13 protein-coding genes are annotated in these 14,735 nt (G+C 69.2%); 4 read left to right on the top strand and 9 right to left on the bottom strand.

Annotation, left to right across the window (positions count from 1 at the left end):
• Nucleotide 1 precedes the first annotated feature (1 nt).
• From hisIE to hisG, 3 genes are read left to right on the top strand one after another with little or no spacing between them, the layout of a single operon-like run.
• Nucleotides 2-625: a bifunctional phosphoribosyl-AMP cyclohydrolase/phosphoribosyl-ATP diphosphatase HisIE gene (gene hisIE, locus ML539_RS04190; RefSeq protein WP_243320937.1), complete on the top strand. Its 624-nt coding sequence runs from the start codon at nucleotides 2-4 to the stop codon at nucleotides 623-625.
• Entirely contained in the window at nucleotides 625-1,593 is a 969-nt protein-coding gene (locus ML539_RS04185; protein WP_243320936.1) for an ATP phosphoribosyltransferase regulatory subunit, read from the top strand. The genes hisIE and ML539_RS04185 overlap by 1 nt, the downstream gene beginning before the upstream one ends.
• A complete protein-coding gene (hisG, locus tag ML539_RS04180) occupies nucleotides 1,590-2,237 on the top strand; it encodes an ATP phosphoribosyltransferase (RefSeq protein WP_243320933.1) in 648 nt (215 codons plus the stop codon). The genes ML539_RS04185 and hisG overlap by 4 nt, the downstream gene beginning before the upstream one ends.
• A gap of 12 nt (nucleotides 2,238-2,249) precedes the next feature.
• Here the strand turns inward: hisG and ML539_RS04175 are convergent, their stop codons facing one another.
• Complete coding sequence (locus ML539_RS04175) at nucleotides 2,250-2,756, bottom strand: GreA/GreB family elongation factor (protein WP_243320932.1); 507 nt, start codon at nucleotides 2,754-2,756, stop codon at nucleotides 2,250-2,252.
• A gap of 155 nt (nucleotides 2,757-2,911) precedes the next feature.
• On the opposite strand from ML539_RS04175, the gene ML539_RS04170 reads away from it, so the two are divergent.
• Complete coding sequence (locus ML539_RS04170; protein WP_243320930.1) at nucleotides 2,912-3,856, top strand: ion channel; 945 nt, start codon at nucleotides 2,912-2,914, stop codon at nucleotides 3,854-3,856.
• 14 nt (nucleotides 3,857-3,870) lie between these two features.
• Here ML539_RS04170 and ML539_RS04165 read toward each other — a convergent pair whose 3' ends face one another.
• The 8 genes from ML539_RS04165 to ML539_RS04130 all read right to left on the bottom strand — a co-directional run bounded on the left by ML539_RS04165 (nucleotide 3,871) and on the right by ML539_RS04130 (nucleotide 14,734).
• Nucleotides 3,871-4,971: a CofH family radical SAM protein gene (locus tag ML539_RS04165; protein WP_243320929.1), complete on the bottom strand. Its 1,101-nt coding sequence runs from the start codon at nucleotides 4,969-4,971 to the stop codon at nucleotides 3,871-3,873.
• Nucleotides 4,972-4,973: 2 nt separating this feature from the next.
• On the bottom strand, nucleotides 4,974-5,138 hold the full coding sequence (locus ML539_RS04160; protein WP_243286011.1) for a hypothetical protein: 165 nt from the start codon (nucleotides 5,136-5,138) through the stop codon (nucleotides 4,974-4,976).
• A 74-nt stretch (nucleotides 5,139-5,212) separates the two neighbouring features.
• Nucleotides 5,213-5,536 carry a ribosome-associated translation inhibitor RaiA gene (gene raiA / locus ML539_RS04155; protein ID WP_243286010.1) on the bottom strand — a complete coding sequence of 108 codons (324 nt, stop codon included), beginning with the start codon at nucleotides 5,534-5,536 and terminating at the stop codon, nucleotides 5,213-5,215.
• Nucleotides 5,537-5,604: 68 nt separating this feature from the next.
• Entirely contained in the window at nucleotides 5,605-7,173 is a 1,569-nt protein-coding gene (gene rpoN, locus ML539_RS04150; RefSeq protein ID WP_243320927.1) for an RNA polymerase factor sigma-54, read from the bottom strand.
• A complete protein-coding gene (gene lptB / locus ML539_RS04145) occupies nucleotides 7,173-7,910 on the bottom strand; it encodes an LPS export ABC transporter ATP-binding protein (protein ID WP_243320925.1) in 738 nt (245 codons plus the stop codon). The genes rpoN and lptB overlap by 1 nt, the downstream gene beginning before the upstream one ends.
• Nucleotides 7,911-7,987: 77 nt before the next feature.
• The gene (locus tag ML539_RS04140) at nucleotides 7,988-11,254 is read right to left on the bottom strand and encodes a sialidase family protein (RefSeq protein ID WP_243320923.1); all 3,267 of its coding nucleotides are present in this window, start codon (nucleotides 11,252-11,254) and stop codon (nucleotides 7,988-7,990) included.
• Between the two features lie 52 nt (nucleotides 11,255-11,306).
• Complete coding sequence (locus tag ML539_RS04135) at nucleotides 11,307-13,055, bottom strand: hypothetical protein (protein ID WP_243320920.1); 1,749 nt, start codon at nucleotides 13,053-13,055, stop codon at nucleotides 11,307-11,309.
• Nucleotides 13,052-14,734 (bottom strand): DHH family phosphoesterase, encoded by a 1,683-nt coding sequence (locus ML539_RS04130; protein WP_243320918.1) that lies wholly within the window; start codon nucleotides 14,732-14,734, stop codon nucleotides 13,052-13,054. Before ML539_RS04130 ends, ML539_RS04135 begins: the two co-directional genes overlap by 4 nt.
• Nucleotide 14,735 lies beyond the last annotated feature (1 nt).

Genomic DNA, 14,735 nt, shown 5'->3' with positions numbered 1-14,735 from the left:
CATGGACCTCGACACGCTCCGCTACGACTCCCAAGGCCTCATCCCCGGCATCGTGCAGGATCGCGCCGGCGAGGTGCGCATGGTGGCCTGGCTCAACCGCGAGGCCCTCCAGCTCACCCTCGACACTGGCCTCGTCACCTTCTGGAGCCGCTCCCGCCAGTCCCTGTGGGTGAAGGGGGAGACCAGCGGGAACCGGCTCCGCCTGGTCGACATCCGCCCCGACTGCGACTCCGATGCCTTGCTCCTCGTGGCGGACCCCGAGGGCCCCAGCTGCCACCGCGGGACGCCGAGCTGTTTCGATGGCGATGCCTGGCCGGCCACCCTGCCCTGGCTGGGCCGCCTGGAGGCCCTGCTGAAGTCTCGCAAGGCGCTGGCGGATGTGGACGGCAGCTACACCCAGAAGCTCTTCGCGCAGGGCGTGGACCGCATCGCCAAAAAGGTCGTGGAGGAGGCGGGCGAGGTGGTCATCGCCGCCAAGAACGACAACCGCGATGAGTTCCTCGGCGAGGCCGCGGATCTGCTGTTCCACCTCGACATGCTGCTGCTCGAGCGCGGCGCCAGCCTGCTGGACGTGGTGGAGGTGCTCCACCGCCGCCACGCCGACCGCACGGGAGGGCCCGCCTGATGGCCGTCCGCACGCCCCACTTCCCCGACCTGCTCTTCAACTCCGCCGCCCGGCTCCGCCGCTGGGAAGGCGCCCTCATGGGCCACTTCGCGGCCCACGGCTACCGCGAGCTGCACCCCTCTCTCGTCCTGCGCGAAACGGTGCCCGAAGGCGCCCTGCGCTTCTTCGACGGCGACGACCTGGTGGCCCTGCGCTGGGACTTCACCGTGGCCCTGGCGGGCCTCCTCACCCGCACCTTCCCCGCGCCGCCGGACCGCGTGGCCTATGCCGGCGCCGTGTTCCGGCGGCCTGTGCAGCCCTGGGAGGCGGTGGAACGTTTTGAGGTGGGTTGCGAGCGCATCCAGCCCGAGGGCGAGCCCGCCGCCGAGGCCGACGTGGAGCTGGCCCGGCTGCTGATGGCCGTGCCCGGCCTCCTGGGCCTGAAGAGCGCCATCCTCCACCTGGGGAATGCGGCGCTGGTGCGCCGCCCCCTGGAAGCCGAAGGCCTGTTCGGCGAGCTGGCAGACGCCGTGGTGGCAGCCCTCTCCCGTCGCGCCCCCCACCGGGTGCGGGAGGCCCTGGACGGCCATCCTTCTGCCGCACGGCTGACGGCCCACGCCGAAGCCCTGCTCTCTGAGCTCGACGGCCCCGGAACCCTGGGCGCCCTGGCCGCCAGCCCCTACGCGACCCTGCTGGAGGAGGAAATGCACCACATGGACCGTGCCCTCCAGGCCCTCCTGCCCATCCTCCCGCCCAACCTCGAGCTGAGGGTGGATCTGGCGGACGTGGCCGGTCTCGGCTTCTACACGGGCCCCACCCTGCGCCTGTGGGCCCCCGGCGCCCAGCAGGAACTGGCGGCGGGCGGTCGCTACGACCGCCTATTCCCGGGCTTGGGCCGGCCCTGGCAGGCCGCGGGCTTCTGTGTTCGTCTGTCGCGTCTGCTCGACCTGGCCGTCACCCGCCCCGACCTGTTCGAGGAACCCCGATGAACCAGACCCTGCTCATCGCCTTTCCCAAGGGTCGGCTCGGCGACGAGCTGGTGCCCCTTCTGGCGGGCACGCCCCTGGCCCTCGACGCCGCGGCGCTGAAATCCCGCGTCCTGCGCATCCCAACCGCCACCCCCGGCGTGGCGGCCCTCCTGCTCAAGGGCGCGGACCTGCCACGCTACGTGGCGGCTGGCGTCGCCTCGCTGGGCATCGTGGGCTCAGACACCCTGGACGAGATGGACATGGACCTTTTGGAGCTGGCGGACCTGGGCTTCGGCGCCTGCCGCCTGTCGCTCTGCGCCAAGGCGGGCGTCAGTCTGGATGACCTGCGCGCCAAGCCCCACCTGCGCCTGGCCACCAAGTTCCCGAAGGCCACCGAGGCCTGGCTGGCCCGGGAGGACCTTACCGCCGAGCTGGTGCCCCTGAGCAGCAGCGCAGAGCTGGCGCCCCTGCTGGGCCTGGCGGACGCCATCGTGGACCTGGTGCAGACCGGTGGCACCCTCAAGGCCCACGGTCTCGTGGAGACGGCCATCCTCGGCCGCTCCTCCGCCCGCCTCGTGGCCGCCCGCGGTGCCTACCTCAGCGAACCCGGCCGCATCCGTCCCCTGGCGGACATGCTGCTCGGGGCGCTGAAGGCAAAGCGCTAGACCAGGAGCCGATCACCCGGATGCGCCCGGACGGACGCTGAGGACCTCCAGGCGCATCGTCCCGGCAGGTCGCCGCCACACGACCTCGTCGCCGGATTCGGCGTTCAGCAGAGCCTCGCCCAGCGGCGAGACCCAGCTGACCTTCCCCCGGGAGGGATCGGCCTCGTCCTCGCCGACGAGGGTGTACGTCGTGATGACGCCGGCTTCGTCGCAGACCTCCACGGTCGCCCCGAAATGCACCCGGTCCCTCGACTTGCCATCGGGGGTCACCAGAACGGCGCGGTTCAGTCGCTCCTGGTAGTAGCGCAGGTCGCGCTGGACGATGGCCAGCTCCTGGGGGTTGGCCAGCTTCCCCTCCGCCAGCAGCCGGCCCTGGCGGAGCTCCAGGGCCTCCTTCACGTCCTGCAGCTGCCGCAATCCGGCGGGCGTCACATAGTTCGTGTGGGGACTCTGGGGCCGATCGGGGAGGACTTCGGGGCGCCCCGCGTCATCCGGATCCTTGATGAAGGCTCGATTCACCGTGTCGCTCTGATATCGGTTGGGGGGGCATCCAGGGGTGCGTCCCTGAATGGTCGCAGCCCATGGTGAGTCCTGCGGCCGGATCAGATCAAGCCCCGGAGGCCCAGAACCGATTCTGGAGGCTACACTCAGGGCTTTCCTCTTTTCAGGACACCATGGACTCCCACCTCCGCCGAACGCCCATCGATGACGACCTGGGCCTGGGCCTCCAGGCCGGCCGCGATCGCGGAGTCAACAAGGACGGCTCCTTCAACGTCCGCCGCCTGGGCCTGCCACGCTTCCGCCTTTACGACCTCTACCACCACCTCATCACCATGGGCTGGGGGCGCTTCCTGGGGCTGTTGTTCCTGGCCTTTCTCGCCACCAATGCGATCTTCGCCTTGATGTACCTGGGCATCGGCATGGAACAGTTCACCCGCCAGGGGGGCATGGCATTCCGGGAGCGGCTGCAGGACGCGTTCTTCTTCAGCGCCCAGACCCTCACCACGGTGGGCTACGGCCACATCAGCCCCCAAGGGTTCCTCGCCAACGCGGTCGCCGCGCTGGAATCCCTCCTGGGCCTCCTGAGCTTCGCCCTGGCCACGGGCCTGCTCTACGGACGGTTCTCCCGGCCCCAGGCGTGCCTGCGGTTCAGCAACCTCGCCGTGATGGCCCCCTACCAGGGCTTCGACGGCTTCATGTTCCGCCTCGTGAACATGCGCAGCAACGAGCTCATCGAGGTGGAGGCCACGGTGAGCCTATCCCTCCAGGATCCGGCCTCGACCACCCGGCGCTTCATGCTGCTGCCCCTGGAGCGTCCGAAGATCCACCTGTTCCCCTCCAGCTGGACGGTCGTGCACCCCATTGATGAGACCAGCCCCCTGTTCGGCCTAACGGAAGCGGACCTCCGCCGTGCCAAGGCCGAATTCATCGTGCTCATCAAGGCCTTCGACGACACCTTCTCGCAGACCATCTACGCCCGGACGTCCTACACCGCCGACGAGGTCCGCTGGGGGGCCCGGTTCAAGCCCATGGCCTTCATCGGGCCGGACGGCATGACCGAGATGGATGTGGCGCGCCTGGACGCTGTGGAGGACCTGGCTCCCGCCCACCGGGACTGATCACGGGGGCGGGCTCAGCCCTGGACTTCGCCGTAGATGTTGTCCCGCTGCCAGGGCTCGTAGCCGGCGGCGCGGATCATGCGGGTCATCTCGTCCTTGTTCACGCTGTAGCACGTGCCCGCCGCGCTGACGACGTTCTCTTCGAGCATGAGGCTGCCCATGTCGTCGCAGCCGTAGTGCAGGGCCACCTGGCCCGTCTTGCGGCCCATGGTGACCCAGCTGCTCTGAATGTGCGCGAAGTTGTCGAGGAATATGCGCGCCACGGCGATGGTGCGGAGGTACTCCACGTCCGTGGGCTTGGGCACCTTCCCTTCCCAGGGCGTGTGGCCGCTCTGGAAGGGCCAGGCGGCGAAGGCTGTGTAGCCGCCGCCATTGTTCCGCGCCAGGGCCCGGTCCTGCTGGTCCCGCAGGGCCTCGAGATGCTCGATGCGCTCGGCCATCGTCTCCGTGATGCCGAACATCATGGTGCCGGTGGTCTTCACACCCTCCTCGTGGGCCGCCTCCATCACTTCCAGCCACTTCTCGCGACCGCCCTTGAGCGGCGCGATCTTCTTGCGGATGCGGTCCACCAGGATCTCCGCACCGCCGCCGGGGATGGAGCCGAGGCCGGCTTCGCGCAGGTCGGCGATGGTCTTGCCCAGGGTCTGGCCGCTGAGCTTCGCCATCATCTGGATCTCCACCGGCGAGAAGCCGTGGACCCAGATGCCCAGGTCATGGTGGAGGTAGCGAACCAGGTCCAGGTAGTAGTCCCAGGGCAGATCGGGGTTCACGCCGCCCTGCAGCAGGAAGCCGGTGCCGCCGATGGCCTGCGTCTCCTCGGCCTTCTGCTTCAGCTGTTCCTTCGTGAGCACGTAGCCGCGGGTGTCCCCGGGCTTGTGATAGAACGCGCAGAACGTGCAGTAGACATTGCAGACGTCCGTGTAGTTCACGTTACGGTCGATGACGTAGCTCACGCGACGGGGATCGTTGTGGCGATCCCTGGCGGCGGTGGCGGCCACGGCCAGGTCGGGCAGTTCCGCCTGCTCCATGAGCACCAGGGCTTCCGCGGCGGACACGCGACGGCCCTGGAGAACACCCTCCAGGATCGCCTCAGAGGTATCGAGGACCTTCAGCATGCCTAGACCTGGTACCCCATGACCTGGAGGCACCGGCGGCAGACGCACTCCTGACCGGGGATGCCGTGCTGGAAGTGCTCCAGCGTGTAGGGATTGCGGCACTTCTCGCAGATCTGGGTGGGCTCGGTGGTGGTCTTCGGGGCGTAGAGATGGGTGGGATCGGGCATGGCGGACTCCGGAACCTCCAGGATATCAAAGGCGGTCTCGGAGGACCGCCTTTGATTCGGAAACGTGGGAATGGCTACTCTTCGACGGCGCCGGCCTTGGCGCTTTCATGGGGCCGGTCGTTGCGCTTGCCCTGATGCTTGTGGGCCTGCACATCCAGCTTCTCGATGGCCTGGGTGATGCTGGCATACATGTCGGCGGTCGTGGCCGAGGCCACGAAGGCGTTTGCGCGGGTCTTCAGCGTGATCTCCGCCTCATGACGGTGCTTCTCCACACCCAGGATCACATGGACGTCGATGATGTCGTCCAGATAGGTGGCCATCTTGTCCAGCCGCTCTTTGGTGAACTGCTTGAGGGGCTCGGTGAGCTCCACGTGACGGCCGGTGTAGTGGACCTTCATGGGACACTCCTGAAAGGGGCCGGGTGGCCCGGGAATCGTGGAACCGGCGCAGGAGGGGCCTAGGCCCGCTACCGACGTCGACGCTGGGAGGCCGGAGGAATCTTGAGTTCCTCACGGTACTTGTTCACCGTTCGGCGGGCCACCTTGATGCCGTCCCGCTCGAGCAGGCCGGCGATGGCCTCGTCGGACAGCGGCTTGGCAGGGTCCTCGGCCTGCACGAACGCCTTGATGCGATGTTTGACCACGGTGGCGGAGATGTCCGAATCCTTGGGACGCGCCGAGAAGAAGTAGTTCAGGTCGTAGAGGCCCTGGGGCGTGTGGATGGTCTTCGCCTTCACCACACGGCTGATGGTGCTCTCGTGGAAGCCCGTGGCCTCGGCCACGTCGCGCAGCACCATGGGGCGCAGGCTCTCGATGCCGTGCTCGAGGAACTCCTTCTGGAGTTCCACGATCTGCGCGGAGACCCGCAGAACGGTGCGGTTGCGGTCCTCCACGCCCCGGATGAAGTCCCGCGCGCTGCGGAAGCGCTCGCGGATGAAGTCCTTGTCGGACTTGGCCTCGCTGGAGGCCAGGAACCGCTGGTAGTCGCCGTTCACGCGCAGGCGGGGGAGGCCCTCGTCGTTGAGGTAGATCTTCCAGTTCCCGTCCTCGCCCTTGAGCACCACCACGTCGGGCTTCACCACCCGCTCGCCCTCGGGGTCGAAGGCCCGTCCCGGCGAGGGGTTGAGGTGCTTGAGCTGGTCCATGGCCACGCACAGCTCCGCGTCCGTGCAACCCAGGGCGCGGCGCAGCTTGGCGCTGTCCCGCTGGGCCAGAAGGGCGGAGTGATCGTGGATGATGCGCACCGCCAGGTCGTCGGGCTCGGCGCCGGCGTGACGGAGCTGGAGCAGCAGGCTCTCCTGCACGGTGAAACAGCCGATGCCCGAGGGATCGAACTCCTGGAGCACATCGAGGGCTTCACGCAGGGCTTCCTCCGTGACGCCCATGTCCGCCGCCAGCGCGGCGGGCGTGGTCTCCACGGAGGGCTGATCCGGATCCAGACGCAGGAAACCTTTGGGGTCCAGGCGATCGATGAGGCGCTCCACCAGGGCGGCGCGTGGATCCTCGTGTTCCAGGGTTTCGTAGAGCTGACCCACCAGGTGGTCCTGGAGCGATTCATTGGCGCTGAGGCGGTCCTCCCAGGAGAGGCGATCCTCCTCCGGCAGGTTGCTGGTGCGGGGGAGATCCTGATCCCAGCTGTTCTCCGCACCCAACTCGGTCTCCTGGACCTGGGCCACCCCCTCCTCAGTGAACTTCTCCAGGTCGCTCTCGGGATTCATCTCACCCGCCGCATCCAGGATCGGTCCCAGATCCATGGTGTCCACCCCTTCGGGCAACTCCACGCCCTCGGCGGCCTGGTCGGAGGTGGCTTCCGTCACATCCGAATCCCGCCCTTCCTCGATGGCCTCGAGGGTCGGCACTTCGTCGCTGTCGTCGGCCAGCTCCAGCAGGGGGTTGTCCTCGAGCTCCCGCTCGATGGTCTGCGACAGTTCCTGCAGGTTCATCTGCCACAGCTTGAGCTTCAGCTGCATGGCAGGTGTCAGCGCGAGGGTCTGGCTCTGGGCCAGCCGCTGGGAGAGGTAGGGGCCCGCCACCATCAATCCAACCTGAACCGGTCGCCCAGGTAGACCCGGCGGATGTCCGGATCCTCTGCGATCTCGCTGGGCAGGCCGTGTTTCATGATCATCCCGTCCGCCAAGATATAGGCCCTGTCGGCGATCTGCAAGGTCTCGCGGACATTGTGATCCGTGATGAGAACGCCAATGCCTCGCGCCTTGAGGTCATCGATGAGGCCCTGGATCTCCAGTACCGACTTGGGATCCACACCGGCGAAGGGCTCATCCAGGAGCATGATCCGGGGTTCGGTCACGAGGGCGCGCGCCAGCTCACAGCGGCGTCGCTCGCCGCCGGAGAGGCTCATGCCCAGCGTGTCCCGCACCTTGCCCAGGTGAAAATCGGCCAGCAGCCGCTCGCAGCGGTCCTTCTGCTCCGCCTTCGGGATGGGCTGCAATTCCGCCAGCGCCATGAGATTTTCCCACACCGTCAAACCCCGGAACACGCTGGATTCCTGAGCCAGGTAGCCGATGCCCAGCCGCGCCCGCCGGTGCATGGGCAACGCGGTCACGTCCTGGCTCAGCCACCGGATGTCCCCGCGGTCCGGGGCCTCCACGCCCACCACCATGTAGAAGGTCGTCGTCTTGCCCGCGCCGTTCGGCCCCAGCAGCCCCACCACCTCGCCCATGCCCACGCAGAGGCTCACGTCCCGCACCACGGTGCGGTCGCCATATCGCTTCTGGAGGTTCACGGCCTCGAGGCAGGGGGTGGGCTCTGTCATGGTTCTATCAGAACATACTGCCCCGCCTGATGGCGTTGAAGGCGCGCGCCGTGACCGGCGCGCGGAATGGAAAAGGTTCAGCGGAGGGCGCGGCCGGGGGTGTATGGGGCCTTGGCGGCATCCAGAGTTTCTTCCAGGGACTTGAGCGCCACCTGCGCCGTGTCGAACCGGCTCTGGAACACCTTCAAGGCTTCCTCGGCCCAGGCCAGGTTCTGGCGCTGGGTGCCGGTGGGCAACTGGGTGGTGCCCCACACGCTGCCGGTCACGTCGCTGATGCGACCCACGATGCCAGGGCCCGTGGGCTCCTGGTACCTGGCCACGGTGGCGTCTCCGCTGAGGAGGGTGCGCAGGTCCTTCAGCTCCCCATGGAGCTTCCTCGCCTGCTCCAGACGCGTCGCATCGGTGGCAGGCGTCTCCAGCAGCGCCTTGCGGACGAAATCGAGGCGGGTCTGGACCTCGCTCAGCCGCTCGGAGGCGCCCATGGCCCGGCGCTGGGCCTCGCCCATGCGGGCGCAGAAGGCGCTGTACTCAGTCCACTGGGCTGCGGTGAGGCGGTCGGCGTCGAGGGGTTTCACGTCGAACGCGACGGGACCCGCCACGGGCTTCAGCACGCCATCCACCTGGAAGGAGAGGGTGGCCTGGTATCGCCCGGGCGCCGCCAGGGCGCCATGATCACCGTAGTCCCAAGGATCCCGGTCGCCCGCGGCCTTGAGGCGGATGGGGGACGGGTCCTGAAGGCGGAGGTCCCACGCCATGCGGTGAAGGCCCTTCTCGGGCTTCGCGGCAAGGCGCCGGACGATCTGCCCGTCGCCCGCGGCGATGGTCAGCACCACCGCGGGCGGGATCTCCCGGTCCTCGGCGCGGAGCGCGTCCCAGGCTGGAATGGCGGGGTCCTGGCCTGCCTTGGCGGCCTCCTTCTCCTTCTCGTGGCGCTGGCTCTTCAGGGCCCTCGGCTCCTCCTTCACGTGGTAGGTGAAGACGGCGCCGAAGGGCGGATTGGGCGAGAGGAAAAGCGAGTCGCCCTGGAAGGATTTCCCCGGTCCGCCGAATGGGACGGCGGGGATGTAGGCCTGGGCCGACCTCAGGCCGTAGAGGTGCGCTTCTGCCACGAAGTCCTCCGGCTTGGCCTCGCGCAGTGCCGTCAGGTCATCGAGAATGAAGAAGCCACGCCCGAACGTAGCCACCACCAGATCACCCTCCCGCGCCTGGATGGCCAGGTCCTTCACGGCGATGTTCGGCAGCTTGGAGAACTTCGACCAGGACTTGCCGGCGTCGAGGCTGAAGAAGAGGCCGAACTCCGTGCCGCAGTAGAGCAGCCCCTCCCGGGCGGGATCCTCGCGCACGGTGTAGACGCTGCCGCGCTCCGGCAGCCCGGCGGTGATGGATTCCCAGGTGCGCCCGCGGTCGCGGGAACGCAGCAGGTAGGGTCGGAAGTCGCCCGTCTTGTGGTTGTCGAAGGCCGCGTACACCGTGCCGACCTGGTGGGGGCTCGCCGACAGGCAGGACACGTAGGTCAGGTCGGGCACGCCGGGAAACCGGTCCGTCTTGCGCCAGGCCTTGCCGCCGTCCTCGCTGACCTGGAGCAGGCCATCGTCGGTGCCCACATAGAGCAGGCCCTCGGCCCGGGGACTCTCCGCCAGGGCCACGATATTGCCGAAGAAGCTGGTGGAGGTGTTGCGGGCCACGGCGTCCACGCCCCACACCTTGTCCATGATCTTGAGGCGGCTGCGGTCGATCTTCCGAGTCAGGTCCGGGCTCACGGCGGTCCAGTTGTCACCCCGATCGTCGCTGCGGAAGACCTTCTGGGCGGCGAAGTAGAGCCGCTTCCCGCTGTGGGGACTGATCAGCAGCGGTGCGTCCCAGTTCCAGCGGAAGGGCTCCTCGCCGGGCGCGGGCTGGGGCTGGAGCTCCACCCGCTCACCCGTGCGGCGATCGAAGCGGGCCAGGCCGCCGTACTGGCTTTCGGAGTACACGGTGTTCGGATCGTCCGGATCCACCTGGCTGTAGAAGCCATCTCCGCCCTGGGTCACGAACCAGTCCTGATTGGTGGAGCCGTGCAGGTTCCGCGTGCGGCTGGGGCCGCCCATGGAGAAATTGTCCTGGGTGCCGCCATAGATGGTGTAGAAGGGCTTCGCGTTGTCGACGGCCACCCGGTAGTACTGGATGACCGGCAGGTTGGCGGTGAAGACCCAGGTGGCGCCCCGGTCCCGGCTCTCGTACAGGCCGCCGTCGCATCCGGCGAGCAGGTGCTCGCTGTTCGCGGGGTCGATCCACAGTGCGTGGTTGTCCACGTGCTTGTGTTTCTCACCCACGCGGCGCCAGGTCTTGCCGCCGTCCTCGGTCACCTGCATCCAGGTGTCCATGGAATAGACGCGCTGGGGGTCCTTCGGATCGCAGAAGAGTTCCTGGTAGTACTGGGCGCTGCCGGAGACCTGCTCGTTGCGGCGCTCCCAGGTGCGGCCTCCATCCGTGCTCCGGAAAAAGCCGCCGGCCTTGTTGGCGGCTTCGATGGTGGCGTAGACCGTGTCCGGCTCGCCTTCGGGGACCGCCAGGCCGATGCGGCCCATGTCCTCCTTGGGCAAGCCATCCTTGAGCCGGGTCCAGGTCTGCCCGCCATCCGGGCTCTTGTGGATGCCGCTGCCCGGTCCGCCGTCGATCATGCCCCAGACGTGGCGCCGCCGCTGGTAGGTGGCCGCATAGAGGACGTCGGGATGCCGCGGGTCCATCACCACGTCGGTGACGCCCGTGTGCGCGTCGACCGTCAGCACGGCCTTCCAGGTCTTCCCGCCATCGGCGGTCTTAAAGAGCCCGCGCTCCCCGCCGTCGTTCCAGAGGGGCCCCTGCGCAGCTACGAAGACCACCTGGCTGTTGCGCGGATCCACGAGGATCTTGGCGATGTGCTCGCTGGCCTTGAGCCCCATGTTCTCCCAGTGCTTCCCGCCGTCGAGGCTGCGGTACACGCCGTCTCCGTAGGCCACCGAGCGCTGGGAGTTGTTCTCGCCGGTGCCCACCCACACCGTGTTCGGGTCATGGGGATCCACGGTCACGCACCCGATGGAGAAAGAACCTTCTTTGTCGAAGAGGGGCGTCCAGGTGGCGCCGGCGTTCACAGTCTTCCAGACCCCGCCGGAGGCCACGGCCACATACCAGGTGTCCGGCCTGTGGGGATCGACGGCGATGTCCGACACCCGTCCCGACGTGACCGCCGGCCCCAGGTTCCGGAGGGGCATGTCCACCAGGGGCGAATCCTTGCGGGCCTGCGCGGCCTTGGCCGGCGGGGCAGCCAGCACCGGCACGACCGCCAGAAGAAAGGCCAGGGATGGCAGGGACCGGAACCGGTTCATGGTGCCTCCTATTACGATGTTCAACCCATCATGCCCGAGACCGGCCGGGGATTCACCACCCGGGTCCCGCGCCCTTGCCGCGCACGCGGCCTTGCCATTTGGCTGTCTGTGTCCCGGGCTCGAGATCGAGGGCCTCGCCCTGCCCCTCGCCGAGGCGGCCTTTGAGCGTGACCGCGCCCTGGGCCTGGATCAGCTTCGCCGTGCGGTCCGGCCCCACCATGACCGTCACCCTGTCCGCCGCCAGCCGCCAGCCTTGGCCCTGGCACTCCACACCGCCGCTGAGCAGGATCTTCTGGCCTTCGCTCTGCCCCTGTTCGGCTCGCAGGTACAGGTCCCCGTCGGCCGCGGCCAGGGTGCCGTTCAGTCCTTCCGGGAAGGCCACCGTCTCCCCCTTCCTGAGGATGCGTGGGCCGGACAGGCGCTCCCGCAGGCGGCTCCAGGCCGCGGGCCGGCCAGTGAGCGACCAGAGCGTGTCCTCCCAGACAAGCCGGGCCCCCCGCAGATTGCCTCCGGAGAACAAGTTCACCTGCACCGGTCCTTCGATGGTCCACGAGTGGGGATCGCCCTGCCCCGCCCCGCCGCTGAAGGTTCCATCCTCGCCGCGGCCCATCACCGGGGACTGCAGCTTCCAGCGCCGAGTGGCCCGCTCCACGGAGATGCGTGGGGAGGACAGATTCCGCCGTCCCCAGGTGAGAATCGGATGCCCCTCCGCCACGGCGTGGCCCACAGGCAGGGACTCAGGAAGATCGCCACCCGGCTTTTCACGCATGAGCACCCGCGGAGCCCTGAGCACGAGGCGCTGGCCATCCATGGGTTGGTCCCACACCACGTTGCCCTCCAGGCGCAGCCCGGAGGGCGTCCACCGGGCACCCTCCGTGGAGAGAACCTCTTCGCCCTCGGGTCCCGGACGCCGGGCCCTGAAGGTGCGGAACTCCACCTGCTGGAAGGTCGCCCCCGGCGCGGGCCGGGGTGCCACGCCGCCCTTGGCGTCGCCGTGCCAGCCATCGGAGCGTTCGAAGGACAGGGGGCCCGGCCAGGTGACCGTGGCCGGGGTCAGGTCCGCCACCGAGGCCTGCAGTGACCCTTCGGTCAGGCGGGCCTTCACGCCCTCCAGATGGCCCGTCTGGAATCCGGGCATGGCCCAGAGCCGCTCGGCCTCCATGGCCTGGAGGGTGGCCGGTCCGGTCCCGGCGGGGGGGGCCTGCCAGCGCACGGGGCCCTGGTCCACGCGGAAGCGGCCATCCGCCTCGCGCCGCCACCCGGCGGGCAGGTACCATACGCCCCGGGCGGAGCCTTCCAGGGCCTCCCAGCGCAGGGGCGCCAGCCCCTCCCATTCCCCCCCGACCCAGCGCAGGGCGGGGCCGGCGTTCTCCACGCGCCCCTTGCCCAGGAGCGCTTTGGTGGCCGGATCGGCCACTTCCAGGTCCAGAGGGCCCTCGAGTGCCCACACCCCCGCCTGGCGGTGAGCCTTGGGCGACAACATGCGCCACTGTCCGGTCTGCTCATCCAGGCGCCCCGTCACCGTCTCCAGGTGGAGGTCCTCCTCCGAGCCTTCGATGGTCCGGTAGGTCAGCACCATTCGGTTGGGCCCCAGCTGCTCCGTGAGCGTCCCCAGGGTGCCCTTGGTGCCGGCGCCGAAGAGGGGATCGCCGCTCGCGGTCCGTCCGGGCATGCCTTCGTTGCCCACCATGAGGAAACGCAACGTGAAGCCCAGGGTCCCAGCCGCCAGGGCCCATCCCAGGCCCCGCCAGAGCGGGTGCCGTGCAGGGGGGAGATCCTGGAGCAGGGCCCGTACCTTCATGGCGCCATCTCCCCGAGCGGGGCATCCACCAGCCAGGAACGGCCCCAGCGGGCGCTGCCCTGGGGCGTGGCGGACACGCAGAGCCGATCCCCCACCTGCGGCTGTGCAGGGCGCGTGTGGCCGGCGAACCAGGTGACGGGATCCGACAGGCCTGCCAGGCGCAGCTTCCAGTGGTCGGCTCCGAACGAGGACGAGGAGGCCACCGGGCCCTCCAGCCTCGCCAGGGGGGGCGCGAACCCTTGGCCGAAGGGCTCCAGGCGGGCCAGATCCGCATCGTCCGGAAGGTCCCCAGGTGCGCCATCCACCAGGAGCGGCTGAATCGCTCGCCCTCTGGCCTGGGCCTGCGCAGCCTGTGACTGGGCGCCCCGCTCCAGGGCCTGGCGGACGAAGGCCAACCGCGAGGCCTCGAAGCTGAGGCCCGCGGCCGCCCGGTGGCCGCCGCCGCCCAGGATGAAAGGCTGGGCCAGGACCAGCAGCTCGCCGAGGTCATAGCCTTCCGGAGCCCGCAGGCTGCAATGCGCCACGCCGTCGATCACCGTGCAGACACCCGCGGGCCGTCCCGTGGCGCGCATGCGGTGGCCCGCCACGATGCCGATGACGCCCTTGTGGGCGGTGGGATCCAACGCCAGATCGAAGGCCGCGCCGTCCGGGCGCGGCAGACGAGAGGCCAGTTCCTCCTGGATGGCCCGGCGCTCCTGGTTGAGGGCCTCCACCCGGGCCATCAGCACCTCGGCCTCGGCAGCGTCCCGCGTGAGCAGGAGGCGCACGGCATCCTCCGCTCCACCCATGCGGCCCACGGCATTGAGCCGCGGCGCCAGGCCGAAGGCGATGTCCTGCCCGCCCAGGGCACCTTCCTTCTTCGCGGCCCGCAGCAGGGCCGCCAGGCCGGGGCCATTCTTCCCGCCCAGGGAATCGAGCCCCCGGCGTACCAGCAGGGCGTTCTCGTCCCGCAGCGGCATCACGTCCGCCACGGTGCCGATGGCCACCAGCTTGAGCATCCCGTCCAGGAAGGCCGCGTCGGCGCCCGTGGGGTGGGGCACGGCGCCGAGCAGGGCCTGGGCCAGCTTGAAAGCCACGCCCACCCCCGCCAGAAAGGGGTTGGCGTAGCCGTCGAGGTGGGGATGCACCACGGCGCAGGCTGGCGGCAGCTCCGGGCCCAGCGCATGGTGGTCCGTGATCACCCAGTCGAGGCCCAACTCCGCGCTGGCCTTCACCTCGGCCACGCTGCGCACGCCGCAGTCCACGGACACGATGAGCCCGGGGTCTCGGGCCTCCTTCAGCTCCCGGATGCAGTCCAGGTGCAGACCGTAGCCGTCCGAGAACCGGTTGGGGATGAAGAAGGAGACATCGGCCCCGATGCGCTCCAGGGCCCGCACCAGCAGGGCCGTGGCGGTGACGCCGTCCACGTCGTAGTCGCCGTAGACCACGATGCGCTCACGGGCCTCCACGGCGCGCCGGATGCGCGCCACGGCCGCATCCACGCCCGGAAGCAGGTGCGGATCCGTGCTCCGCGCCCATGAAGGGTCCAGCCGCCAGCCCAGGTCCTCGGGCCGGTCCACGCCCCGCAGCCAGGCCAACCGCGCCAGGCGCGGCTCCAGGTTCCAGGCCGCGGCCAGGGCCTTCCAGGGCGACGGCCCCGCCGGGATCTCCCGCCGGAGAGCCCAGATCTTGGCATCCATC

Source organism: Geothrix sp. SG200, from assembly GCF_022808935.1.
GTDB classification, from domain to species: Bacteria; Acidobacteriota; Holophagae; order Holophagales; family Holophagaceae; genus Geothrix; species Geothrix alkalitolerans.
Note: the sequence above shows the minus strand (reverse complement) of the source record. Positions and strands in the feature narration are given on the sequence as shown.

What these genes read in the sequence shown, in the direction of transcription:
- ML539_RS04140 (WP_243320923.1), bottom strand. Translation starts at nt 11,254, where the DNA reads ATGAACCGGTTCCGGTCCCTGCCATCCCTGGCCTTTCTTCTGGCGGTC.
- lptB (WP_243320925.1), bottom strand. Translation starts at nt 7,910, where the DNA reads ATGACAGAGCCCACCCCCTGCCTCGAGGCCGTGAACCTCCAGAAGCGA.
- rpoN (WP_243320927.1), bottom strand. Translation starts at nt 7,173, where the DNA reads ATGGTGGCGGGCCCCTACCTCTCCCAGCGGCTGGCCCAGAGCCAGACC.
- ML539_RS04130 (WP_243320918.1), bottom strand. Translation starts at nt 14,734, where the DNA reads ATGGATGCCAAGATCTGGGCTCTCCGGCGGGAGATCCCGGCGGGGCCG.
- ML539_RS04170 (WP_243320930.1), top strand. Translation starts at nt 2,912, where the DNA reads ATGGACTCCCACCTCCGCCGAACGCCCATCGATGACGACCTGGGCCTG.
- ML539_RS04135 (WP_243320920.1), bottom strand. Translation starts at nt 13,055, where the DNA reads ATGAAGGTACGGGCCCTGCTCCAGGATCTCCCCCCTGCACGGCACCCG.
- ML539_RS04165 (WP_243320929.1), bottom strand. Translation starts at nt 4,971, where the DNA reads ATGCTGAAGGTCCTCGATACCTCTGAGGCGATCCTGGAGGGTGTTCTC.
- hisIE (WP_243320937.1), top strand. Translation starts at nt 2, where the DNA reads ATGGACCTCGACACGCTCCGCTACGACTCCCAAGGCCTCATCCCCGGC.
- hisG (WP_243320933.1), top strand. Translation starts at nt 1,590, where the DNA reads ATGAACCAGACCCTGCTCATCGCCTTTCCCAAGGGTCGGCTCGGCGAC.
- ML539_RS04185 (WP_243320936.1), top strand. Translation starts at nt 625, where the DNA reads ATGGCCGTCCGCACGCCCCACTTCCCCGACCTGCTCTTCAACTCCGCC.
- raiA (WP_243286010.1), bottom strand. Translation starts at nt 5,536, where the DNA reads ATGAAGGTCCACTACACCGGCCGTCACGTGGAGCTCACCGAGCCCCTC.
- ML539_RS04160 (WP_243286011.1), bottom strand. Translation starts at nt 5,138, where the DNA reads ATGCCCGATCCCACCCATCTCTACGCCCCGAAGACCACCACCGAGCCC.